This is a genomic window from Rhodococcus sp. DN22 (assembly GCF_036669995.1).
Lineage (GTDB): Bacteria > Actinomycetota > Actinomycetes > Mycobacteriales > Mycobacteriaceae > Rhodococcus_F > Rhodococcus_F erythropolis.
In genome coordinates, this window is record NZ_CP133326.1 from 6265535 (window position 1) to 6286585 (window position 21051).

The 21051-nt window shown below is 63.2% G+C and carries 19 protein-coding genes and 1 pseudogene; 10 read left to right on the plus strand and 10 right to left on the minus strand.

Annotated elements, in window-relative coordinates:
* Positions 1-18 precede the first annotated feature (18 nt).
* On the minus strand, positions 19-1662 hold the full coding sequence (locus RA302_RS28930; protein ID WP_007735212.1) for a PucR family transcriptional regulator: 1644 nt from the start codon (positions 1660-1662) through the stop codon (positions 19-21).
* Between the two features lie 102 nt (positions 1663-1764).
* Entirely contained in the window at positions 1765-2880 is a 1116-nt protein-coding gene (locus tag RA302_RS28935; protein WP_007735213.1) for an XdhC family protein, read from the minus strand.
* A 282-nt stretch (positions 2881-3162) separates the two neighbouring features.
* Here RA302_RS28935 and RA302_RS28940 point away from each other — a divergent pair, with 282 nt between their 5' ends.
* From RA302_RS28940 to RA302_RS28950, 3 genes are read left to right on the plus strand one after another with little or no spacing between them, the layout of a single operon-like run.
* On the plus strand, positions 3163-4350 hold the full coding sequence (locus RA302_RS28940) for a CoA transferase (protein WP_003946016.1): 1188 nt from the start codon (positions 3163-3165) through the stop codon (positions 4348-4350).
* A gap of 43 nt (positions 4351-4393) precedes the next feature.
* The gene (locus RA302_RS28945) at positions 4394-5053 is read left to right on the plus strand and encodes a TetR/AcrR family transcriptional regulator (protein WP_003946066.1); all 660 of its coding nucleotides are present in this window, start codon (positions 4394-4396) and stop codon (positions 5051-5053) included.
* Positions 5050-5709 (plus strand): enoyl-CoA hydratase-related protein, encoded by a 660-nt coding sequence (locus RA302_RS28950; RefSeq protein WP_030537718.1) that lies wholly within the window; start codon positions 5050-5052, stop codon positions 5707-5709. The genes RA302_RS28945 and RA302_RS28950 overlap by 4 nt, the downstream gene beginning before the upstream one ends.
* Here RA302_RS28950 and RA302_RS28955 read toward each other — a convergent pair.
* Positions 5677-6222, minus strand: coding sequence for a hypothetical protein (locus tag RA302_RS28955; RefSeq protein WP_225320201.1), 546 nt, complete (start codon positions 6220-6222; stop codon positions 5677-5679). The genes RA302_RS28950 and RA302_RS28955 overlap by 33 nt on opposite strands.
* A 115-nt stretch (positions 6223-6337) precedes the next feature.
* Here RA302_RS28955 and RA302_RS28960 point away from each other — a divergent pair, with 115 nt between their 5' ends.
* Positions 6338-7069: an MBL fold metallo-hydrolase gene (locus RA302_RS28960; RefSeq protein WP_030537720.1), complete on the plus strand. Its 732-nt coding sequence runs from the start codon at positions 6338-6340 to the stop codon at positions 7067-7069.
* On the opposite strand, the gene RA302_RS28965 is transcribed toward RA302_RS28960, so the two are convergent.
* Entirely contained in the window at positions 7061-8452 is a 1392-nt protein-coding gene (locus RA302_RS28965; RefSeq protein WP_030537721.1) for an amidase, read from the minus strand. The two genes, RA302_RS28960 and RA302_RS28965, sit on opposite strands and share 9 nt — an antisense overlap.
* A gap of 257 nt (positions 8453-8709) precedes the next feature.
* Here RA302_RS28965 and RA302_RS28970 point away from each other — a divergent pair, with 257 nt between their 5' ends.
* Together RA302_RS28970 and RA302_RS28975 are read left to right on the plus strand one after the other, a co-directional pair.
* The gene (locus tag RA302_RS28970) at positions 8710-9819 is read left to right on the plus strand and encodes a hypothetical protein (RefSeq protein WP_051720968.1); all 1110 of its coding nucleotides are present in this window, start codon (positions 8710-8712) and stop codon (positions 9817-9819) included.
* A 470-nt stretch (positions 9820-10289) separates the two neighbouring features.
* On the plus strand, positions 10290-11588 hold the full coding sequence (locus RA302_RS28975) for a hypothetical protein (RefSeq protein WP_003946055.1): 1299 nt from the start codon (positions 10290-10292) through the stop codon (positions 11586-11588).
* A 24-nt stretch (positions 11589-11612) separates the two neighbouring features.
* Here the strand turns inward: RA302_RS28975 and RA302_RS28980 are convergent, their stop codons facing one another.
* The 6 genes from RA302_RS28980 to ugpC all read right to left on the minus strand — a co-directional run bounded on the left by RA302_RS28980 (position 11613) and on the right by ugpC (position 18709).
* Positions 11613-13802: a transglycosylase domain-containing protein gene (locus RA302_RS28980; protein WP_030537723.1), complete on the minus strand. Its 2190-nt coding sequence runs from the start codon at positions 13800-13802 to the stop codon at positions 11613-11615.
* 112 nt (positions 13803-13914) lie between these two features.
* Positions 13915-14124, minus strand: coding sequence for a hypothetical protein (locus RA302_RS28985; protein ID WP_019746112.1), 210 nt, complete (start codon positions 14122-14124; stop codon positions 13915-13917).
* Positions 14125-14146: 22 nt separating this feature from the next.
* Complete coding sequence (locus RA302_RS28990; RefSeq protein WP_003946046.1) at positions 14147-14983, minus strand: carbohydrate ABC transporter permease; 837 nt, start codon at positions 14981-14983, stop codon at positions 14147-14149.
* Positions 14980-16155 (minus strand): sugar ABC transporter permease, encoded by a 1176-nt coding sequence (locus RA302_RS28995; protein ID WP_007735224.1) that lies wholly within the window; start codon positions 16153-16155, stop codon positions 14980-14982. The genes RA302_RS28990 and RA302_RS28995 overlap by 4 nt, the downstream gene beginning before the upstream one ends.
* A 20-nt stretch (positions 16156-16175) precedes the next feature.
* The gene (locus RA302_RS29000) at positions 16176-17465 is read right to left on the minus strand and encodes an ABC transporter substrate-binding protein (RefSeq protein WP_007735225.1); all 1290 of its coding nucleotides are present in this window, start codon (positions 17463-17465) and stop codon (positions 16176-16178) included.
* Between the two features lie 170 nt (positions 17466-17635).
* Entirely contained in the window at positions 17636-18709 is a 1074-nt protein-coding gene (gene ugpC, locus RA302_RS29005) for a sn-glycerol-3-phosphate ABC transporter ATP-binding protein UgpC (protein WP_003946073.1), read from the minus strand.
* A gap of 114 nt (positions 18710-18823) precedes the next feature.
* Between ugpC and RA302_RS29010 the strand changes: the two genes are divergently transcribed.
* From RA302_RS29010 to RA302_RS29025, 4 genes and pseudogenes are all read left to right on the plus strand, one after another.
* Positions 18824-19648, plus strand: a complete 825-nt coding sequence (locus RA302_RS29010; protein WP_030537724.1) for a DUF2786 domain-containing protein — start codon at positions 18824-18826, stop codon at positions 19646-19648.
* Positions 19645-19977, plus strand: a pseudogene (locus RA302_RS29015) (TIGR04338 family metallohydrolase); the annotation flags it as partial. The gene RA302_RS29010 and the pseudogene RA302_RS29015, both read left to right, overlap by 4 nt.
* Positions 19978-20663: 686 nt before the next feature.
* Positions 20664-20804: a histone-like nucleoid-structuring protein Lsr2 gene (locus RA302_RS29020; protein WP_330890081.1), complete on the plus strand. Its 141-nt coding sequence runs from the start codon at positions 20664-20666 to the stop codon at positions 20802-20804.
* Positions 20758-21051 carry a histone-like nucleoid-structuring protein Lsr2 gene (locus tag RA302_RS29025; RefSeq protein WP_225320202.1) on the plus strand — a complete coding sequence of 98 codons (294 nt, stop codon included), beginning with the start codon at positions 20758-20760 and terminating at the stop codon, positions 21049-21051. Before RA302_RS29020 ends, RA302_RS29025 begins: the two co-directional genes overlap by 47 nt.

The window sequence follows — 21051 nt, forward strand, 5'->3', positions numbered from 1 at the left end:
GGACTCGGATTGGCAATATTAGTGATTGATGCCGCGCATCGCGGTTATCTTCAGTGCTAGAGACAGATCCAGCCGTAGCTCGGGTTGCGCCGTGAAGGGTCCCAGCATTTTCTCCAGCTTAACGACCCTGTAACGCAGTGTGTTGTAATGGAAGTGGAGCTTGCGCGCTGTCTCGGCGATGTTGATGTTGGTCGCGAGCAAGACTTCCAATGTCTTGCGCATGTCCTGCGCTTCGGCAGTTTCCTCCGTCAGTTCCCGCAGTGTCTCCCGCGCGAACGTCTCCAGCTCGTTTTCGTCCTCGACCAGACTGAGCAGTCTGTACACACCGAGATCGTCGAACTGAGTCACCGTCCACGGACCGGAGATCCGTCGCCCGACGGTCAGTGCGGTGCGCGCCTGACTGTAGAGCGCGGGGACGGCGTCGATCGCCGCTGTCGGCCGGGACACCCCGACACTGAACGGCCTTCTCCCGCCGCCACCTTCACCGCGAACGACCGTGACGAGGTCCCGCACCAATGCCATCGTGTCGGTGCCGACGCCCATGACGATCACCGTCTCGCCCGTCAGCGCGGTCACCGCCGCACCGGGATCGCGGTGGGCGATCGCCCCGGAGAACGCCATCGCCTGGCGATCGACGACGGGCAGCCGAGCGGGCGCCGCCGAGGCCGGTTCGTCGATCGGGTCAGGCTCGATCGAGACGATCACCAGCGGGCGATCGAAGTCCCAACCGAACGTCTTGGCGTGGGAGACAACGTGATCGTGGTCCCCGGCCCGGCCGAGGAGCAGGTCGTGAACGAAGTTGGCGCGATGGCGTTCTTCCACCGACGCCACGGCCTGCTCACGGGTGATGACCAACGCGCACACCGACGCCGCTCGCTCGACCAGGTACTGGTCGTAACTCGTCATCACGCGCTCACCGGTGAACAACGCGAGACGCCCGTGGTCGATGTGATTGGCGGAAATCGCGGACACCGCGATGAATTGACCGTCGAACTCGTGCAGACCCAACCCGCCCTCGACGGTGTCGGTCCGCAGACGACCGGTGGAATCGACGGCGGGACAGGCAGACAGATGCTTGCGCTCCGCGGCGTCCCCGGCGCGGCAGATCTCGCGTCCGTCCGAGGTGGTGATCAGGGCGGCGCCCTTCATCTCCCGTGCGATGACCTCGGTCAATTGCGGGAGGCCGCCGCCGCCCATCACGACGTCGACCAGCAGCCGTCGCAAGCGCTCGGCCCCGAACATGGCGTCGATCTGGGCCGACTCCGTCTGCTCACGGTCTCTCGCCGCGGGGTGATCACACGCACCGTGAAAAACCAGGAGCGGGAAGCCGGCGCTTTCGGCCGCGTCGACCAGCTCCGGCGCGAGAGTGTCCCCGTCTGCGCCGAATTGGACGGCAAGTGCCGCAACACCTCGCGTCGACAACCGTCCGACAAATGCTTTGAAGGTTTCGGTGACCCTGGCGAGGGTTTCCGGCGTGGTGATCAGCAACTGTCCGTGCCGCAGCCACGGTCCGATGTCCGGAACCGCCATGAATCCCACCCGGGCTACCGTCGGGTCTTCGCAGCCGCCGGCGACCTTTCGAACACCAGGAAGGAGCTGGGTTCGAAGAAGTTCGGAGAGAACAGCATTCACCTCGGATGCCGGTACGGCCGGGTTTGCCACTTGGCAGGCACCTCGATTTCATTCGGATCACGGAAGATGGTTCACGAAAGAAACGATCCTATCCCCACCGAACACAAGATGTCCGAATTCAGCGCAGTCGACTCAGGCCGTTCGATGCAGGGCGGTCGGATTCTCCTGAGGTGGCGGGTGGATCGGCCCCTGCAGATCCCGCAGTTCCAAACCGGAGGCATTGCGAAGGGTCTTGGTCATCTCGGCGAGGATCGACACTGCAGTCTCCTCCGGTGTCCTCGCGCCGAGATCCAACCCGATCGGTGAGTGCAGACGCCCCAACTCGGCGTCGGTGACGCCTCGCTCCTTCAACAGCGCCACCCGACGCTCATGCGTCGCACGACTTCCCATCGCGCCGACGTACGCAGCCGGCGAACGCAGCGCGATCTCGAGCAGGGGGATGTCGAACTTCTCGTCGTGCGTGAGCACGGCCAGGACGGTTTTGTTGTCGATCGGTGCGGTTTCGAGGAACTTGTGTGGCCACATGACGACCAGATCGTGGGCGTCGGGGAAGCGCGCCCGTGTCGCGAAGACCGGCCGTGCGTCCACGACGGTCACGCGATAACCCGCAAAGGCGCCCAACGTACACATCGAGGCCGCGAAGTCGATGGCCCCGAACACGTACATCCGCGGTAGTGGCGCGAAGATCTCGACCAGCAGGTCGTGCTGCGAATCGATGAGAGTTCCCGCCGGCGCGACAAAAGCGACGGACTCACCGGTGTCCATCGTGCGCAGCAGGATGGACACCTCGTCCTCCGTGGCATCCAGATCTCCGCTGCGTCGGCCGTGCTCGACGACGAGGTGCCGTGCCGGTGCTCCCGGACGCACTTCGGTGACCACGACGACGGGCGTATCGGCCTCGATCCGTTCACAGACCTGACCGAACTCGACGAAATCGGCTCCGACGGCCTGGACGAACACTTCGATGGTTCCGCCGCAGGTCAGCCCTACTCCGATGGCGTCGTCGTCGGAGACGCTGAAGACCTCGACACGACTGGTGCCGTCGGCGAGAACCTCCTGGGCGATCTCGTACAGTGCACTCTCGATACACCCGCCCGAAACGCTGCCGACCACCTCGCCGGAGCGTGAGACGGCCATCGAAGCACCGGGCATGCGCGGTGAGGATCGCCAGGTACGGACAACCGTCGCCAGTGCAAAATCCTCGCCGCGGGCGTGCCACTGCGCCAGCTGAGTGGAAATGTCGCGCATCGCCTCGCCTCCCGCTTGCATCGCCGTCCGTAGAGAGTTCACGGTATCGGCCCACCGCAATCCTGCCTGTCACACAATGCGCCTAAATCCGGGCCCTGCAGTTGTGCAATGTCGCCGTCGCATCACCTTGCGCTCTCGACCAGTGTTGTCACCGAGCCCAGCCGAAAGCAGGCCTGACCTTCATTCTTCCCCTCTCCGACGATCACTGCAGCGGCAATTCACGCAGATGGTGCGACGGATCGAGTGGGCGACGTTGCACACCACAGAACCGAGGTTTCCCCCATGGACCAATTGCTCAGCGGTATCAAAGTTCTCGACCTCACCCGCGCTCTCGCGGGCCCTCTGTGCACGTCGCTGCTCTCGGACTTCGGCGCCGACGTGGTCAAGGTCGAAACCCGTGGCTCCGGCGACAGTTCACGTCAGTGGCCGCCGTTCGACGGCGATCGAAGCCTCTACTTCGCTTCCGTGAACCGCGGCAAACGGTCGATCGCCATCGACATGCGCAGTGACCGCGGGCGGAAACTGCTTCGCAGCCTGGCCCTCGACGCAGATGTGCTGGTCGAGAACTTCCGTCCGGGAGTACTGGCCGACATGGGGCTCGATCCCGACTCGCTCGAGCAGGAGAATCCAGGGCTCGTCGTGATGAGCATCAGTGGTTTCGGCCCGGTGGGCCCGGACCAGTTCGCGCCCGGACTCGATCAGGTGGCCCAGGGCATGTCCGGGCTGATGTCGGTCACCGGTGCCGGGGAACAGACCCCGATGCGGGTCGGTATCCCCATCATCGACACGGTCTCGGGCATCTACGCGGCACTGGGAATCACGGCGGCACTGGCTTCGCGCGGACGCGACGGTCGTGGGCACCGCGTGCAGACCTCGTTGCTGGAATCCGCGATCTCGATCATGACCTTCCAGGCGCAGGACTACCTGAGCACCGGGCGGGTTTCGACGCCGAACGGCAATACGCACCCGACGATCACACCGTACGGCGCTTTCGACACTGCCGACTTCCCGATCAACATTGCCACCGGCTCGGACAAGCACTGGATCGCACTGTGCTCGGTACTCGGTGACCCCGAGCTCGCCTTCCGTACCGAATATGCCACGGGTAAAGAACGTTTGGCGCACCGAGACCAACTGACCAAAGAACTCGAGGACCTACTGACCACGAAGGGCGCGGCGCAATGGATCTCCGAGATCCGCGGTGCCGGAATCCCCTGCGGCCCCATCCATTCGATCGATCAGGTGTTCTCCGACCCGCAGGTCGAGGCATTGCAGATGGTCGAGCAGACCCAGAGCGCCGACGGAACGTCGATTCCCGTTGTCCGCGGACCGTTCTGGGTGGACGGCAAGACCCTTCCCGTCAGGAATGCGCCACCCATGACTCTCGGCGGTGACGCCGACGACGTACTCACCGACTTCGGCCTGCGCCCGGAGGAGATCGAGGATCTTCGCGCAAATTCGGTGATCTGACCGCACACTAGTAACAGAGCAGACGCTCTGTTACTGTGCGTTCATGCCTCGGCCACGCGTCCACGACCTCGACACCCTGCTCGACGCTGCCGAAAAACTTGCCGCCACTGCCGGACCGAGCGCTGTCACGGTCCGGGCAGTCTCCGACGCCACCGGTGTATCCAACGGGGCGATCTATCACGCATTCGGCTCTCGCAGTGGACTGGTCGGTAGCGCGTGGCTGCGTGCTGCGCGACGATTTCTCGCGCTTCAACAATCGAGAGTGGACGACGCTCTCGCGGACCCGTCGCCGACTTCGGCGGTTTCCGCCGTCGTCGCAGCCGCCGAAGTTCCGGCCGTCTTCGCGCTCGACTACCCACAATCCGCGTTGCTGCTGTTGACGATCCAGCGCGACGAACTGCTCGGCACCGACGTCCCTGCCGACATCGCCGAGCAACTCACACAACTCGACCGGTCTCTGGTCGAGTTGTTCATCCGGTTGTCGACCGCGCTCTGGGGCCGCAAGGACGGCCGAGCCGTCGAGGCAATCGAGGCCTGTGTTGTCGGCCTGCCTACCGGACTGCTCATCCATCCCGCCAAACGCGCCGACGGTTGGCGAGTCCCCGACGCCGCAGCACGCGCGCGGTTGGATGCCGCCGTTCGAGCGGTTCTGCATCTCGACCCACCACTGCCCAAGCCACGCAACAGGAAAGGCCAATCATGACCGCAACTCTGCGCTTCGAAGACAAGATCGCCGTTCTCGATCTCGGCGAGGACGAGAATCGATTCTCGCCGGAGTGGCTCGATTCCGTCGACAAGCTACTCGACCAGGCTCTGAGTGAAGGCGCACACGCCCTGGTCACCACGGCGACGGGCAAGTTCTACTCCAACGGACTCGACCTCGACTGGCTGGGCGCGAACGGCGACAAGGCGAAGTGGTATGTGCAGCAGGTGCAGTCGCTGTTCGCTCGGATGCTGACGTTCCCGATGCCCACCGTCGCGGCGATCAACGGCCACGCCTTCGGAGCCGGCGCCATGCTCGGCATCGCGCACGATTACCGCGTCATGCGCGATGATCGCGGCTACTACTGCTTCCCGGAGGTGGACATCAACATCCCCTTCACTGAAGGAATGGCAGCTCTCATCCAGGCCAAACTCAGCCCCGCGTCGGCAATCGTCGCCATGACCACGGGGCGGCGATACGGCGGAAGTGACGCATTCGCAGCCGGTTTGGTGGACTTCACCGCATCCGTCGACGCTTTGACCGCCAAGGCCATCGAAATGGTTGCACCGATCGGCCCGAAGAATGCGGGCACACTGGGGGCAATCAAGTCGACGATGTTCGCTTCAGTGGTCACCGCTCTGAACACCGACGGCTAGAAGCGACGGACTGTGTTCTCGCAGAGCCGCTTCCAGATCGTCGGCAACACTTTCGGGATCGCGGCCTTCGGTGCTCAGAACCACGTCGACTCCACTGAGCGTCGGCATCGAACCGGCCAGCAGTTGTGACGCCTCCACCAACTCGTCCAACCCGGCCCAGCCGGCCGGTTCACGTTCGATGATTCTGGTACGCAACGTATCCGGATCGGCCTCGAGGCGCGCCAGCAGGTGCCCCTCGGCGCCGGTCGCGGCCAGCAGGGCGCGCCCGTAGTCGTCGTCTTCGACGGTCGCCGTGAGGAACAGGAGTTCGTACCCCGCTTCCCTGTACGACGCGCACAACATCCCGACGTGTGCGATTGCCCGCTCGGTTCCCAGCGGCGGGTAGCACCGCTCGAGTTCGTCCACCTCGATCATCGCGTTGCTCACCCCGGCCTCACCGAGTCGATCGTGAAGCGCGGTCAGCACGGAACTCTTCCCCGCGCCCGGCGGGCCTGTCAGCAGCAGTACGAACACGTCCTCCACTATTGCAGAGCCGTAAGCACGTCCAGAACCTTGTGCAGGCGCGGGGCGGCGAGAAGGCTGAAGAAGACAGATTGACGTGTACAACAGCCCTGATCGGAGCACAGCGATGACCACCACGATCACCGAAATCGCGCCGGACATCTACCGACTGTCGACCTTCGTGGACGAAGCGAACCTCACGATGAACCAGTTTCTCGTCGACGGCGAGGAACCCTTGCTCTTCCACACCGGGCAGCGAGCGTTGTTCACCTCGGCTTCCGACGCACTCTCCACGCTGATCGACATCGACCGTCTGAAATGGATCACGTTCGGTCACGTCGAGGCCGACGAATGCGGGTCCATGAACTCCTGGCTTGCAGCGGCCCCCGAAGCGCAAGTTGCACACGGTGCGATGGGGTGCTTCGTCCAGGTCAACGATCTGGCCGATCGGGCGCCACTTCCCTTGCAGGACGGCGACGTACTCGAAACCGGCAGCCGCCGAGTCCGGCACATCGACACCCCACACGTCCCACACGGTTGGGACGCGGGCCTGATGTTCGAGGAGACGACGTCGACGCTGTTCTGCGGAGACCTCTTCACCGCGTTCGGGCACCACCCCGCGACCACCGAGCACGAAATCGTCGGTCCCGCTTTGGAAGCCGAAGACTTGGGCCACGCCACCTGCCTCACCCCGGATCTCGAACCCACGATCCGTGCCCTGGCCGACCTCGAGCCGCGGATTCTGGCGACCATGCATGCACCGACGTACTACGGCGATTGCGTCACCACTCTTCACGACCTTGCCGACTCGTACGCAACACGTTTCGCAGCCGAAACCGAAAAATGGAAGTCAGACTAGAGCTTGCGCCTTCGACGTGATTCGCGCCGCCACGGACAGCGCAACGTGCTCGCGGAACGGTCTCGCCACCACCTGCACCCCGATCGGTAAACCGTTGCGGGAGAGTCCTACCGGAACCACGACCGACGGAAGACCGAGCACACTGATCGCCCGGCAACTCGCGAGCGCATCCATCCATGTGAGTTCGCGACCGTCCACCTCGAAGCTCTCCACACCGAGCGGCGGAGCGAGCACCGACGCAACCGGCAGGATCAGTGCGTCTCCCATCTCGCCGAGGAATTCGCTGATCAACACCGCGCGATCCGCCCACAGCGCTTCCACCTCGGCGGAACTGCGATCACGGCCTGCCGCAAGCATGGCGGTGATGTCCGCGTCGAAAGCGTGCGCTGAACCTGCTGCGAGAGAGTAGATGTCCGCGTGGGTCTCGACCGATCGCAACGCACCGAAAAGCGCGTTGGCCCGCGACAGGGCCAGACCGTCGTACTCGCTCGCGTCCAGGCTGATCGCCACCGTCCGAACCGCTGACCGGATTTCTTCGTCGACGGGAATCGTTCCCTCGCCGGTGGCCCAGCGGATGTCGAGGTCGTCGACGTCGACCGAATCAGGCTCGGTCCACGAGAAATGCGGCTTCGACAGGACGCGCAACGCAAGCGCCGCATCACCGAGGTTGCGGGCCAGTGGGCCGATGGTCTGGATCGTGCCGTGCATCGTCGCAGGGTTGGCGAGTACCCGTCCATCCGAAAGCACGCCTGGATACTGACCTTCCGGATCGACACGTCCGAGCGTCGGGCGAACCGAAGTGAGGCCGGTGCAGTGGGCGGGCCAACGCACCGAGCCACCAAAATCCGTACCGAGTCCGAGCACGCTCATTCCGGCAGCAACCGACGCGGACTCGCCGCCACTCGATCCGCCGGGGGACCGGACGACGCCGTCCGGTCGCACCGGACTGGCCGTGGTTCCGAACAGTTCGTTTCGAGTCAGGCCGCACGCGCCGAATTCCGGGGTGTTGGTCTTGCCGATCAGAATTGCACCGGCAGCCTTGAATGCCGCGACGGCCGGGGCGTCGACGGTCGGGACGTTGTCCGCCAGAGTGCGAGAACCGGCAGTGGTGCGCACGCCGGCAGTGGCGATCAGGTCCTTGACCGTGAACGGAACCCCGGCAAGGGGGCCGAGTGTCTCACCGAGAAGGCGTCGTTCGTCCAGGGCATCCGCGGCCGTGCGAGCCTCCTCGGCGCGCACGGTGACCAGTGCGTTGAGTTCGTCATTGCATTCGTCGACCCGTGAGAGGTGGTCTTCGACGACGGTCCGCGCCGACGCCTGACCCGACCGCACGGCTTCGGCGATGGATCGGGCATCACGGCCCACCCAGCTCTCACGACTCATCGCACGCCTCTCCTTGCCAGTACCCTCTGCCGAGCCTAAGGACAGCGAGTGAACCGAGAAACGACCACAATGCACATACCGACGGCGCCGACGATGTGAGGTTTTGCCACAACGTCTGCAGCCCCGGAAGGAACTCCTGCCGGATGGCAACTTCGCCGACCCTCACGAGCCGCGAAAATCGTTAACCGGTCGTGAAGAACAACCGACGATGATTTCGAAGCTAGAGACCTGTCGGGAACTACACCTAGCCTGACGGCATGAATAACGACGTCACGGAATGGAAGCTCCGCCTTGTCACGGTTCGCGAGCTGTCGTCGGCGTGGGGACGCCAACCGATGAATGGGGGGGCGGACAAGCCCATGGCTGGGCCATACATCGAGGCACTCGACGCAACGCCGTTTGGCGACACGGTGTCCGATTTTGACCGGCTGTCCGCAACTACTACCGAAGCGGTAGTCCGGGCCGTTGACCCCGCAATCGCGAGAATCCGTGATCTACTACGCCCCAAAGTCATGACCGGCCGCGATCTGGTAGTGCACATGCACTCCATCACAGCTGCAGCTGAGGACGCCTTAAGCGCGCTCGACGCTGTGATCCCGAACGAGGTCACAGTGGAGCAACTCGTCGACCAGTTCGAGCGCGACTACCTCCTTTCTCTTGCTGTTACGTTGACCAGCCAAGGTGCGATTGCGGCCAAGGTGAACTCGTGGCACTCGAACGGACGGCTACCTGGCTTCCTGGACGTGGCGACATTCCGGATCGTCGACTCCCCTGGGCAGGGCCGGATCGATATGCATCACGTCGCGTCCGCTACCTCTGCCGGCGTGACGACGCACGTCCTCGGTGAAGGGCTGCTTGATATCGGCCCTTACCCACAGGTACAAGCGATGCTGTATGGCCAGTGGTTCACCCACATCTTCGCGGTGTGGGAAGAACGTTATCGAGGCCGACTCGCGCTCGCCCACGAACTCGCCGCTGACGGTAAACGCTGGCGCCGAACAGATATCCTGATTCCGCTTTTCGGAGATATTCGCACCCTCAGAAATGACTTTGTGCACAACCAGGGCACCGCAGACGAATCAATACGTAACACCCTGCTGACGTGGGGTGTCCAGGACGAGCCTCTGAAAATCACAGTCCAACAGATGATCACACTCATCGAGCTGTTTCCCCGGGCGGAGCTGATGGCTACACCCACCCGAGCCTCTGCAGCGAACCCAATCAACTTTCCCTGGCCAGTAGCGCCAGAGTTGGTTGAGGACATCCGCGTCAGGGCAGATGTCCTCAAGCGCACACGGAAAAGCCGCCGCCAAATCGGGGATGAAGCGTTGAAGCTCTGGCTCGACGCCAATCCCGAGCCGGTCTAAGCACTAGCTACGGCGGTCACGGCAGGTCTTCCTTGGTCTGGAACAGCATGGCCAGACAGTCGTTGAGCGGCCCATCGCTGGTGACTAACCCGACAGGTCGAACGAGCCCTGGCTGATTCAATTCAATTCCGTGGTGTGTGCGGCGGCCCACCAGAGTGCCTCGCTGGGATGGGAAGCGGTCCGTGGCGGATCGCCCCTTCATTCGCCATTCAAGCGAGTTGGAATCCCCCAAATCCCTGAAGTATCGGCAGCGCAGCGGGGGTACGCGAGACGGAGCTAGTCCTGCGGCTTACACAAGGATGCAAAATCGGCAAGCATCGGGCCGACTGTCAGTCCCAGCGCCACGGCAGTCTGGGACTACATCTTCACTGTCGGACCCCAGGACTACCGTCGTAGGCGGGGTTTGAAAAGCAGGGGTTTCGGCGAGTCGTCGGTAGGGCCCCATGCGCCCCCGGACCAGAGGAGCGACGATGTCGGACAATACTTTCGATCTGGAAATCCTGAGTGCCTGGACTACTTTCGAGACTCATCTCGCTCGCTACATCTCCGTGATGGAGGACGACGACACCCTCGTGGTGGAGTCGCATTACGACAGCATGGACGAACTGGCCGACGCGCCCGCGTGCATCCAGTTCTTCGCATGGAACCAGACCTCCGTGCGCTGTGAAGTTCCTTCCAACAGGTTTCTACATCCACTGCGGATGCTCGAACCGGAAGACCATTCAGCGCTGCTCGACATGGGGTTCAACGCTCCCGATCTGTGCGAGCACGAACCCGAGGGCAATGGGTCCATGTCCTTCTACATCGACGTCGACCGCGCTCGTCCCGAGGAACTGGTGACAAAGGTGTTGCGCGTCTTCCGTGAAATGTGGAGCATTGCGCACCCGTCGTTCCTGCGTGCCAGCACCAGTGGGCGCGAGTCGACGCCGGCGTTCGCCACGACGCCGTCTCACGCTCCCTCGGGTTCGGGCGACATGCTGCGGATCCTGGTCGACGGGGCCGTCGAGCGCCTTCTCGGTCATCCGCCCAAGCGTGACGACGACGGCGATATCCCGCTGGTCCGCGGTGAGCAGGTCACCTATGTTCGTGTCCTCGAGGACGACGAGTACGTAGAGGTGTTCTCGCGGGTCGTGCATTCGGTGGAGAACCTCGAGAACGCTGCTGTAATTCTTGCTCAGCTCAATCGGCAATGGCCGACCATCAAGCTCATTCTCGTCGAGCAGAGTGTGCTGGGCGTGGTCCGCGTGGACGGCGCACCCTTCGTCGCCGAGCACCTGCTGCGGGCTCTGCGCTCGTTCGCCGAACTGGCCGAAGCATCCGACGAACTCGCCGAAGAACTGGGCGGGCAACCCATCCGCGCAACCGGAGACACCGCCTTCAACGACGGCATGGCCTCCGAGCACGAAGATCCCGGTGCCGAATACGAGTCACACGAGTGCCACGAATTTCCGCCGGCTCTCATGGCGCTCCTCGAACTCGACGCAGACGGAACGGGCGAGCTCAGCGCCGAAGAGGTTGCCGTGATCTGTGAGCACGACCGCGACACCATTCTCGACTACCTGCGGATCAGCCAGGAGCAGGAGACTGCCTGGCACGAGGCGTTGACCGAGTCCATCCGCCGCAAGGACGACGACACCGACCTGTGTGCGGGCGAGAAGCGCGCGTGGACGCACGCGATCCGCAACCTCAGGCGCGGACTGCGCGTCGTCGTACTGCCCGCCAAGGATGCAGCGCCCACCCAACTCGGTCTCTTCGACGATCAGGCCTGAGAACCGGAAATCGGGCGCTGCTTGTCAGCCCGGTAGTGGGATGACGATGCCCGGCAGGATCTCGATCTGACGCGGCAACTGGGGGAGCGGCGGTACTTCGATCGGCGGTAGGCCGGGCACCTCGATGGGCGCCGGGGGAGCGACCGCGCCCGTCGTGGGCGTGCCCGTCCCGTCCCCCGAGGTCACGCCGGAGTTCGCGGGAACGCCGGCCTGCCCGCCGATGGGGTCCGGCCACGGAAAGCTCTCCCAGTCGGATCCCTTCAGCGCGCCGTCCATCGTGCTCTTCCAGATGTCCGCAGGCACTCCGGAGCCGTAGATCAAACCACCGTAGGAGTTGGTGATGGCCTGAGCGTCGGAAGTTCCGATCCACACCGCGGTGGACAGCGACGGCGTGTAACCGACCATCCACGCATCCTTGTTCTGGCCCGTGTCACCCAACTGCGCGGTACCGGTCTTGGCTGCAGACGGGCGTCCACCGGCAAGCGCGTGACCGTTCGAGTACGACGCGATCGGCAGCATCGCCTGCGTGACGTTGTCGGCAACGGCAGCATCGAGACGACGCTCACCGGGAGAGACCGGGCGATCGAGCAGGACTTCACCTTCGGCCGTCACGACCTTCTGGATGAAGTGCGGCTGCTGGTACACACCGGAATTGGCGAGCGTCGCGTAAGCGGACGCCATGTCGATAACGCGAGACTGATACTGGCCGAGCACGATTCCGTTCTCCGGCGGACCACCCTCCTGTGTGAGCGTCGGGTAGTCGAGTCCGGGAATGTGCTCGGGGATGCCGGCCAGGTGGGCGGCGTCGGCGATCTTCTGGGGACCGTTCTCCATCGAGAGCATCAACCGGTAGAAGCTGGTGTTCAGCGAACGCTTGAGTGCCTCGGCGATGGTGCATCGACCACAGGATTCGCCGCCGACGTTTCCGATGGTCACACCGTTGATCGTGAGCGGTGAACTGTCGAACCGTGCGGACAGCGGAATGTCTTCCATCAATGCTGCGACCAGGCCGAAGACCTTGAACGCTGAACCGGTCTGCAGCGGCGCCTGGGCGTAGTCGAAGCCTGCTCCGTCGTCACCGCCGTAATAGGCGTCGACGCCACCGGTCTTGGGGTCGATGGACACTACTGCGGTCCGCAGGTCTTCCGGCTCGCCCTCGAGATTCCGCCTGACGGCGTTCAGCGCAGCTTCCTGCGCAACCGGGTCGATGGTTGTCGTGATTTGCAGACCAGCGGTGTTCAGCGTCTGGTCGCTGATACCGGCCTCGGCCAGTTCCTTGAGTACCTGGGTCTTGATGTGGCCTTCGGGTCCTGGCGCCTGGTTCAGATCGGTCGGCCGATTGGCGGGGGCGACGACCGGGAACTGCATCGCGTCGCGATCCGTCTTGGTCAGGCTGCCCAGTTCCACCATGCCGTTGAGAACGTAGTCCCAGCGCGCTTGCAGCGCGGACAGATTGGTCTCGGGGTCCAGGAACGACGGGCTCTGGATGACGGACGCGAGAACTGCGCCTTCCTCGACGCTCAGCTCACTGACCGGCTTGTCGAAGTACGCGTTCGACGCGGCGGCGATGCCGTACGCACCGCGACCGAAGTAGATGGTGTTGAGATACGCGGCAAGAATGTCGTCCTTGGACCATTCGCGCGCCATCTTGGCGGAGATGACGAGCTCACGCAGCTTCCTGTCGATACTGCGCTTGTCACCGACCAAGACGTTCTTCACGTATTGCTGAGTGATCGTCGAGCCACCGCCGGCACTTTCCTTGCCCATCACGTTGTCGCGGGCAGCGCGAGCAAATCCGGAGATCGAGAACCCGGGGTTGGTGTAGAAGTTACGATCCTCCGCCGAGAGCACCGAATCGCGGACGTGAATCGGGATGGCCGACAAAGCGACCTCGGTCCGGTTTCCCTCCGGCGGCACTACCTTGCCGAGCACGGTCGTGCCGTCGGCCATGTAGATGGTGGACACCTGATTGGTCTGCATGTCAGAGGGGCGCGGGACGTCGGTCCGGCTGTACGCGACAGCAAAAACCGACGCGGGCACGATGACCATCAGGAGCACGAGCACGTAGATGGTCCGCCGGACGTACCGCCACTTCGAGCGCTGCTTTTTCGCGGGCTTGGCCGACTTGTTCGACCGGGGCGAATTAGCCGACTTGCCCGATCGAGCCGACGACTGATCGCCACCCGTCGCACTCGATCTGTTAGATGGACTCACTCAACACTCCCGGTCGTGGATCCGGACTTACCGGCACCATTCCACCAGGGTGATATCTCGATCAGATAACTCCCGGCAACTGCGATACCGAAATGTCACCCTACCGGGCTGGCTACTCGCGACGTTCTGCTCGGACCGCGTTCCGATATCCGCGGAACGCGAGCCCGAGAGCGACGACGCAACCGAGCAGCACCAAAGACGGCATCACGCCGGGGTCTCCCTTGACGATCGCGACCACAGCGCCGATCAACGCCATGAGGGCGAAGACCGAGATGAAGCCGGCAATCAGCTCCATACGCTGGGCGCGCGAAGCCCGCCTCATCGAAACCGTGCGCAAGCGCGCATCACGACTTGACGCCGCCTGCGGTCAGACCGGCGATGATGCGTCGCTGGAAGATGAGAACCATGATGACCAGCGGGACCATCACGAGGGTTCCGCCGGCCATGATCGAGGTGTACGGCGTGACGAATGGGTCCGTTCCGGAGAACTTGGCCATCGCCACGGTGACGGGTGCGGTCTTGTCACTCGAGAGTTGGAGCGAGAGCAGGTACTCGTTGACCGTTGCGATGAAGGCGAGGATCGCGGTGGTGAACAGTGCCGGCGCGGCGAGCGGAAGCATGATCAGACGGAAGGCCTGGCCACGGGTGGCGCCGTCAATACGCGCCGCCTCCTCGAGCTCCCACGGAAGCTCGGAGAAGAACGACGTCAGCGTATAGACCGTCAGCGGCAGCACGAACGAGATATTCGGGATGATCAGCGCTTTGTAGCTGCCGATCCAGCCGATGTCGGTGAACAACTGGAACAGCGGGGTCACGAGGGCGACGACCGGAAACATGGACGCGCCGAGGATGATTCCGGTGACGAAGTATTTGCCACGGAAATCGAAACGCGAGAGCGCGTACGCCGTGAACACGCCGATGACCAAGGCGATCAGCGTGGTCGCGCCCGCGATGATGAGGCTGTTCATCAGTGCACGGGTGAAGTTCACCTTCGCGTCGGGATCGAGCGCCGCGGTGAAGTTGGACAGCGTGAGATTGGTGGGCCACAGCGACGTCGAGAACGTGTCCGCCGGGTCGCGCAGCGCCGTCACGATCATCCAATAGCAGGGAGCGAGTCCCCACACGATGATCAGTACGACGCCGATGTAGGTGCCGATCTTGCCGCGTAGTGCCTTGTTCATACCGGCTCCCCCTTCCGCTGCTTTTCCTGCGTGCTGACCGCATTTGCTCCGAGGAATCGGACCAGGATGAAGGCCACAGCGAAGATGATGAGGAACGTGATGGTGGACAGTGCCGACGCCGAATTGGCGCCGACGCGCATCTGATCGACCACCAGAACCGAGATGGTGGAGGTGGCGGGATTGGATCCCATCATGATCGCGGGCAGGTCGTACATGCGCAGCGCGTCCATCGTGCGGAAGAGCACCGCCACCATGAGTGCGGGCTTGACCAGCGGAAGCGTGATCATGCGGAACCGCTGCCACGCCGTCGCACCGTCGACCTTGGCGGCCTCGTAGACGTCGGCGGGAATCATCTGAAGACCCGCGAGGATCAGCAACGCCATGAACGGCGCGGTCTTCCAGACGTCGGCGACGACGATCGCGAATCGCGCCGGCCAGGGGTCCGCCGTCCACAGGATGTTGGTGCCGAGGATCTTGTTGGCAATGCCGTCGTTGGCGAAGATGAAGAACCAGAGCTTCGCGGTGACGGCGGTGGGGATGGCCCAGGGAATCAGCACGGAAGCGCGGAGCAAACCGCGTCCGCGGAACGTCTTGGCCATGATCAACGCCATCGACAGACCGATCACCGTCTCGAGCAGGACGGTGACGACGGTGAAGCCGAACGTATTTCCGATCGACTGCCAGAACTGCGATCCGAGTGTGCCGGGCGGGCAGGGAATCGAGCCGTTGGCGGTGTTGCAGGACTGGGTGATCCAGTTCTTGTAGTTGTCGAACCACGTGAACTGACCGGTGACGAACATGCCGGTCTCGGGATCGAGCTTCTTGCCGTCGCTGTGCATCGACATCCAGATCGCTCGTCCGAGCGGATACAGAATGATGACGGCGAGAACGATCAGCGACGGTGCGACGAACGCCCACACCGGAACTCGTCGACGCTTCTTCGGCTTGTCCGCCGACGCAGGCGGGGGCGAGGTCGGCGGGGGTGGAGTAGCTGCAAGGTCAGGCAGAACCTTGGTCAGGGATGTCCCTGCTGCCTCGGATGCCGACGGCTCTTCTAGCGGTTCCGGTGCACGGTGTCTCCCACCAACGCCCGAACGGTCGGGACCGGTTGAACCGGCCCCGACCGTGGGGTTGGTAGGCACAGCCGCGGAAGGATCCTGCGGTTCTGCCATTGCTTATTGCTCCTGGTAGATCAGTTACCGGCGGTTTCGATGCCGGCCTTGGTGTCCGCCAAAGCCTGCTCGACGGTCTTCTCGCCGCGAATAGCAGCGTAGGTGTTGTCGGAGATCGACTTCGACACCTGCGTGTAGTACGGCGTGACGGGGCGCGGCTGAGCGGTGGCGAGTGCTTCCTTCAGGGTCGCGAAGTACGGGAACTGAGCGAGCACTGCCGGATCGTCGTAGACAGCCGAGAGGACGGGTGCGCCGCCGACCTCGGTGAAGTACGTCTGCGACTTCTTGGTCTGCATGAACTCGAGGAAGTCACGAGCCGTGGCGGGTGCGTCCGAGTACGCGCTGATGCCGACGTTGTAGCCGCCGACGGTCGAAGCGCCCGGTCCGTCGACACCCGGAAGAACGGTGTAGCCGTACTTGCCGGCAACCGAGGTCTTCTCACCGTCGACCGAGAAGCCGGACCACGTGCGCATGAAGAGTGCCTTGCCGTCGCCGAACGCGGTCTGCGACTCGCCCTCGGAGTAGGTCAGCGCTTCCTGCGGGATCGTGTTGTCGGCGAAGTTGTCGACGATCGACTGAACGCCTGCCTTCGTCTTGTCGTCGATGGCCGGGGTGAGTCCGTCCGGGCCGACCCACGGTCCGTCGAAGGCGTTGGTGATCTCGGTGGTGTTGACCGTCAGGCCCTCGTAGTTCTTGAACTGACCGATGTAGCAGGAGATGCCGGCTTCGACAGCCTTCGGGCAGTTTTCCTTGAGCTCGGCCCACGTGGTGGGGGCCTTCTCGACGAGGTCCTTGCGGTAGTACAGGAAGGCGGCGTTGGTGTTCTTCGGCGCTGCGTAGAGCTTGCCGTTGTAGGTGCCCGAAGCGACGGTCGACGGCAGGAGGCCGGACTCGTCGATCGCGAGGTCACCCTCGAGCGGCAGCAGCCAACCGTTTGCGGCGAACTGGGCGGTGTTGACGACGTCGACGCCGATGAGGTCGTACTCGTCGCTCTTGGCCTGCATGCGCTGGGTGATGTCGTCGACCTGCGCGTTGGCTTCCTTCGCCAGCGGCTTGAGCGTGACCTTCTCGTCCGGATGCTCGGCATTCCAGTCGGAGATGATGTTTTCGAGCGCCTCGTTCAGGGCATCCTGCCCCTCGACGATCGTGATGGGTCCGCGGCCTTCGCTCGAGGACGATCCCCCGGATGCGGCCGTGGTGCTGGTTCCGCTGTCCTTGTCCGAATCGGACGAACAGCCTGCCAGTACCAGCATGGACGCTGCCGTGGCTGCAATTGCAGCGCGGCGCATCGCCTTCGAGTTCAGAACCATGGATTCGCTCCCCGTATGTGTATGACAAATAGACGGTCACCGAGAGCCTGCTCACGGCATGCGCCATGAGTGCCGGCTCCCGGCATCGGCCCCTACTGTGGCACGAGACACCCGTACTTGTGGGTATTACGCCGAACCTGAATCGGTCATGTGTCGTTTGACAGGTCGACCTAACCCAGGCGACGCCCGTCGGTGGTGGCAAAAATGTGCACCTTCTCGGGGTCGACGCGCAGGTTGACTCGCTCGCCCTTCTGCGGCGGATTGCGCCAGTCACCACGCGAGACGATCTGCTGCAACCGTCCGCCGATCGTGGTCCGGCCGTAGACGTAGGCGTCCGAGCCCAGTTCCTCGACGACGTCGACCTCCATCGGCAGGCCTTCGGCGGCGATCTCGAGGTGCTCGGGGCGAATACCCAGAACAACCTCGGTTTCGACGACGCCGTTCATCGTCTCGCGCGGAACCGGAACGATCCCGTCACCGAATGCGACGCCGCCGTCGACGACGGGGAGGGTGAAGAGGTTCATCGCGGGTGAACCCATGAAGCCGGCGACGAAGACGTTCTTCGGCTTGTTGTACAGCTCGCGCGGCGAGGCGCACTGCTGCAGGATTCCCTTTTCGAGGACGGCGACGCGGTCACCCATCGTCATGGCCTCGACCTGGTCGTGGGTCACGTAAACCATCGTCGTCGCGAGGCGTCGTTGCAGCTGAGCGATCTGCGTACGTGTCTGCACACGGAGTTTCGCGTCGAGGTTCGAGAGCGGCTCGTCCATCAGGAAGACCTGCGGCTGGCGGACGATGGCGCGGCCCATCGCCACTCGCTGACGCTGGCCACCGGACAGCGCTTTGGGCTTGCGATCGAGGTACGGCTCGAGATCGAGCATCTTCGCGACCTCTTCGACGCGGGCGCGGATCTCCGTCTTGTTGGTTCCGGCGAGCTTGAGCGCAAAACCCATGTTCTCGGCCACCGACATGTGCGGGTACAGCGCGTAGTTCTGGAAGACCATCGCGATGTCGCGCTCTTTCGGCTCCTGACCGGTGACGTCGCGGTCGCCGATGAGGATGCGTCCACTGTGGACGTCTTCGAGCCCGGCGAGCATGCGCAGGGTGGTCGACTTTCCGCAGCCGGAGGGTCCGACGAGGACGAGGAACTCGCCGTCCTCGATCTCGAGGTCGAGCTTGTCCACTGCCGGAGTGTTCGATCCGGGGAACAGGCAGGTGGTGCTCTCGAAAGTCACTGAAGCCATGACGGGGTTGATCCCTTCTACCGGCAGGAACGTGCCGGACGATCCAAGTCGAGGGTGAGCGTGTGCGCTAGCAGCATAAACGTCCGTGTCGGCGCGCGAGCGTAGTCTTTCACGGTGAGTTCGGAGAAGATGCTGACCCGCATCGGTGCGCTGCTTCGCCAAGCGGAGTCCACCGACAATCCACACGAAGGTGAAGCCTTCATGGCTGCCGCTCAGCGGTTGGCCACCAGTTCCGCGATCGACCTGGCGGTCGCGCGTGCGCACACCGCGTCTTCGGAAAAGCGTGCGACGCCCACTCAACGGCTCATCACCATCGGCGAACCGGGCAAGCGCGGACTGCGAACGTACGCCCAGTTGTTCATCGCCATCGCCGCTGCCAACGACGTGCAATGCGACATCGCGCAGACGTCGGCCGTCATCTACGCCTACGGCTTCGCCGGCGACATCGACGTGTGCGAGGCCCTGTATTCGAGCCTGCTCTTCCAGATGGTGCGCGACTCCGACGCGTACGTGCGTTCCGGGGCGTACCGAGGCGAAACGTCCGTGCGGACCGTCGTCGAAACTCGTGGACGACGACGCGTCAGCACGCAGGTCCGCAAGCCGGTGGCCGGAGTGACGGCACGCCTGAACTTCCAGATGGCGTACGCGTCCCGCATCGGCGCTCGGCTGGCCGAGACGAAGCAGGAGACGGAGAAGACCGCGATCGCAGAATCTGCCACGTCGTCTTCCGAAACCGCACTCGTGCTGCGTAACAAGGAAATCGAGCTGAAGGACTACTACTCGTCCAACTCCAAAGCGCGTGGGACGTGGCGGGGCGGCGGCCGCGCAAGCGCCGGGCATTCCTCGCATGCTCGACGAGCGGGTGATCGGGCTGCGCGCTCCGCACGTCTGGGGAACCTTCCGGAGATCGGCGGGGTGCGCGGGCAGCTGGACTCGTGAGGGATACGCAGCGGAGCGCCGTCTACGAGGCAGAGACCTTGGTGCGCACCATGTTCGATCGCGCCGACCAGCGTGGACTTCGGAGCGTCGAGGTCATGGGTTCCACCATCACCTTGCCGGTCGAGCGCAAATTCGGTTCCGTGGAGTCGGTCCAGGCGTACTGCGATCAGCTACTCGGGCTGAATTGGGTACGGGAGACCTGGACTCGCGCAACCATTCCGGTGTCCGTACGGTCCCGCGGCGGCAATGCCGCCGCTCACTACTCGAACGACGTCATCGCCGTCCCGGACGACCGTGACGGCCGGTGGGCGCTACGCGAATTCGTTGTCTTCTTTGGACACTTCATAGCTGTTTACGCCTGGATGTCGTGCTCGTTGCTGAGTAGGTGACCTGTCCTGCGACTACCGACTCACTGGCCGTAGTCTGCTGCGTGACTTCGATTGTGGGCCAAGACTATCGGGCACAGACCGCCATCCATAGCCTGAAACTTGACCGAATCGCCGGCATCGGACCGACACCGTTCAATCGTGGAAAATCTCGGTAGACCAGCGGGCACACCATGCCTGCAAGCAGCTCATGCTCGGGCCTTCGATTCAGATTGACTTTCACGGGCTCGTCGGTGGATTCAGGCTAACTCCACCGGCATCTCGCCTGACGGGCCCCGCATTGCCAAATAATTCCGGGAGTTGCAGCCCGAGAACTGGGCGCATCTCACAAGTAATGGTGTTCCACAACTCGTCGATTATCCATATAACGAACCATCAATATTGGACATGAGTTTCCGAACATGCGTCGTCCAGGTGACCGAAAATTGTTCCCTGATTCCCGAAAGGCAACGTTTATGAAACACCGTTCAGGGACGCCGAAAACGGGTCCGATCGACTGCCAAGACCGAAATGAGTGTTCGAGGCCATCGGCAGGGGGTGGTCGGCGCGGCGCCGGTAGGAGTGTCCTGAGTTATCAGATACTGCGGATAATATGAACTGGACATTCATCCAACACGTAAGGATTTCCTGTGGCCGAAATATTTATTCGTCAACTTATCGACGATCTCGACGGAAAACCCATCGACCCCGGATTGGGGCACGAAGTCACCTTCTCCTATCAGGGTGCCGACTATCGGATTGATCTTCGACCTACATGCCGACAAGATTGAAGTTGCGTTTGCCCCATATGTAAAGGCGGCGGAGAAGGTCTCTTCCGCAGGCAAAGCCCGTGCGAAGACCTCCTCTGCGACCAAGCCGTCAGGATCCAGTCGATCAGCCGAGAAACTCAAAGCAGTGCGGGAGTGGGCTGGCAAGAACGGCTTCGACGTCTCCCCCCCGTGGAAGGGTCAGAGCCGACGTCATCGATGCTTTCGACGCCGCGCACTGAGGCTTGTGAACAGCTTCGTCGTTTGCTGA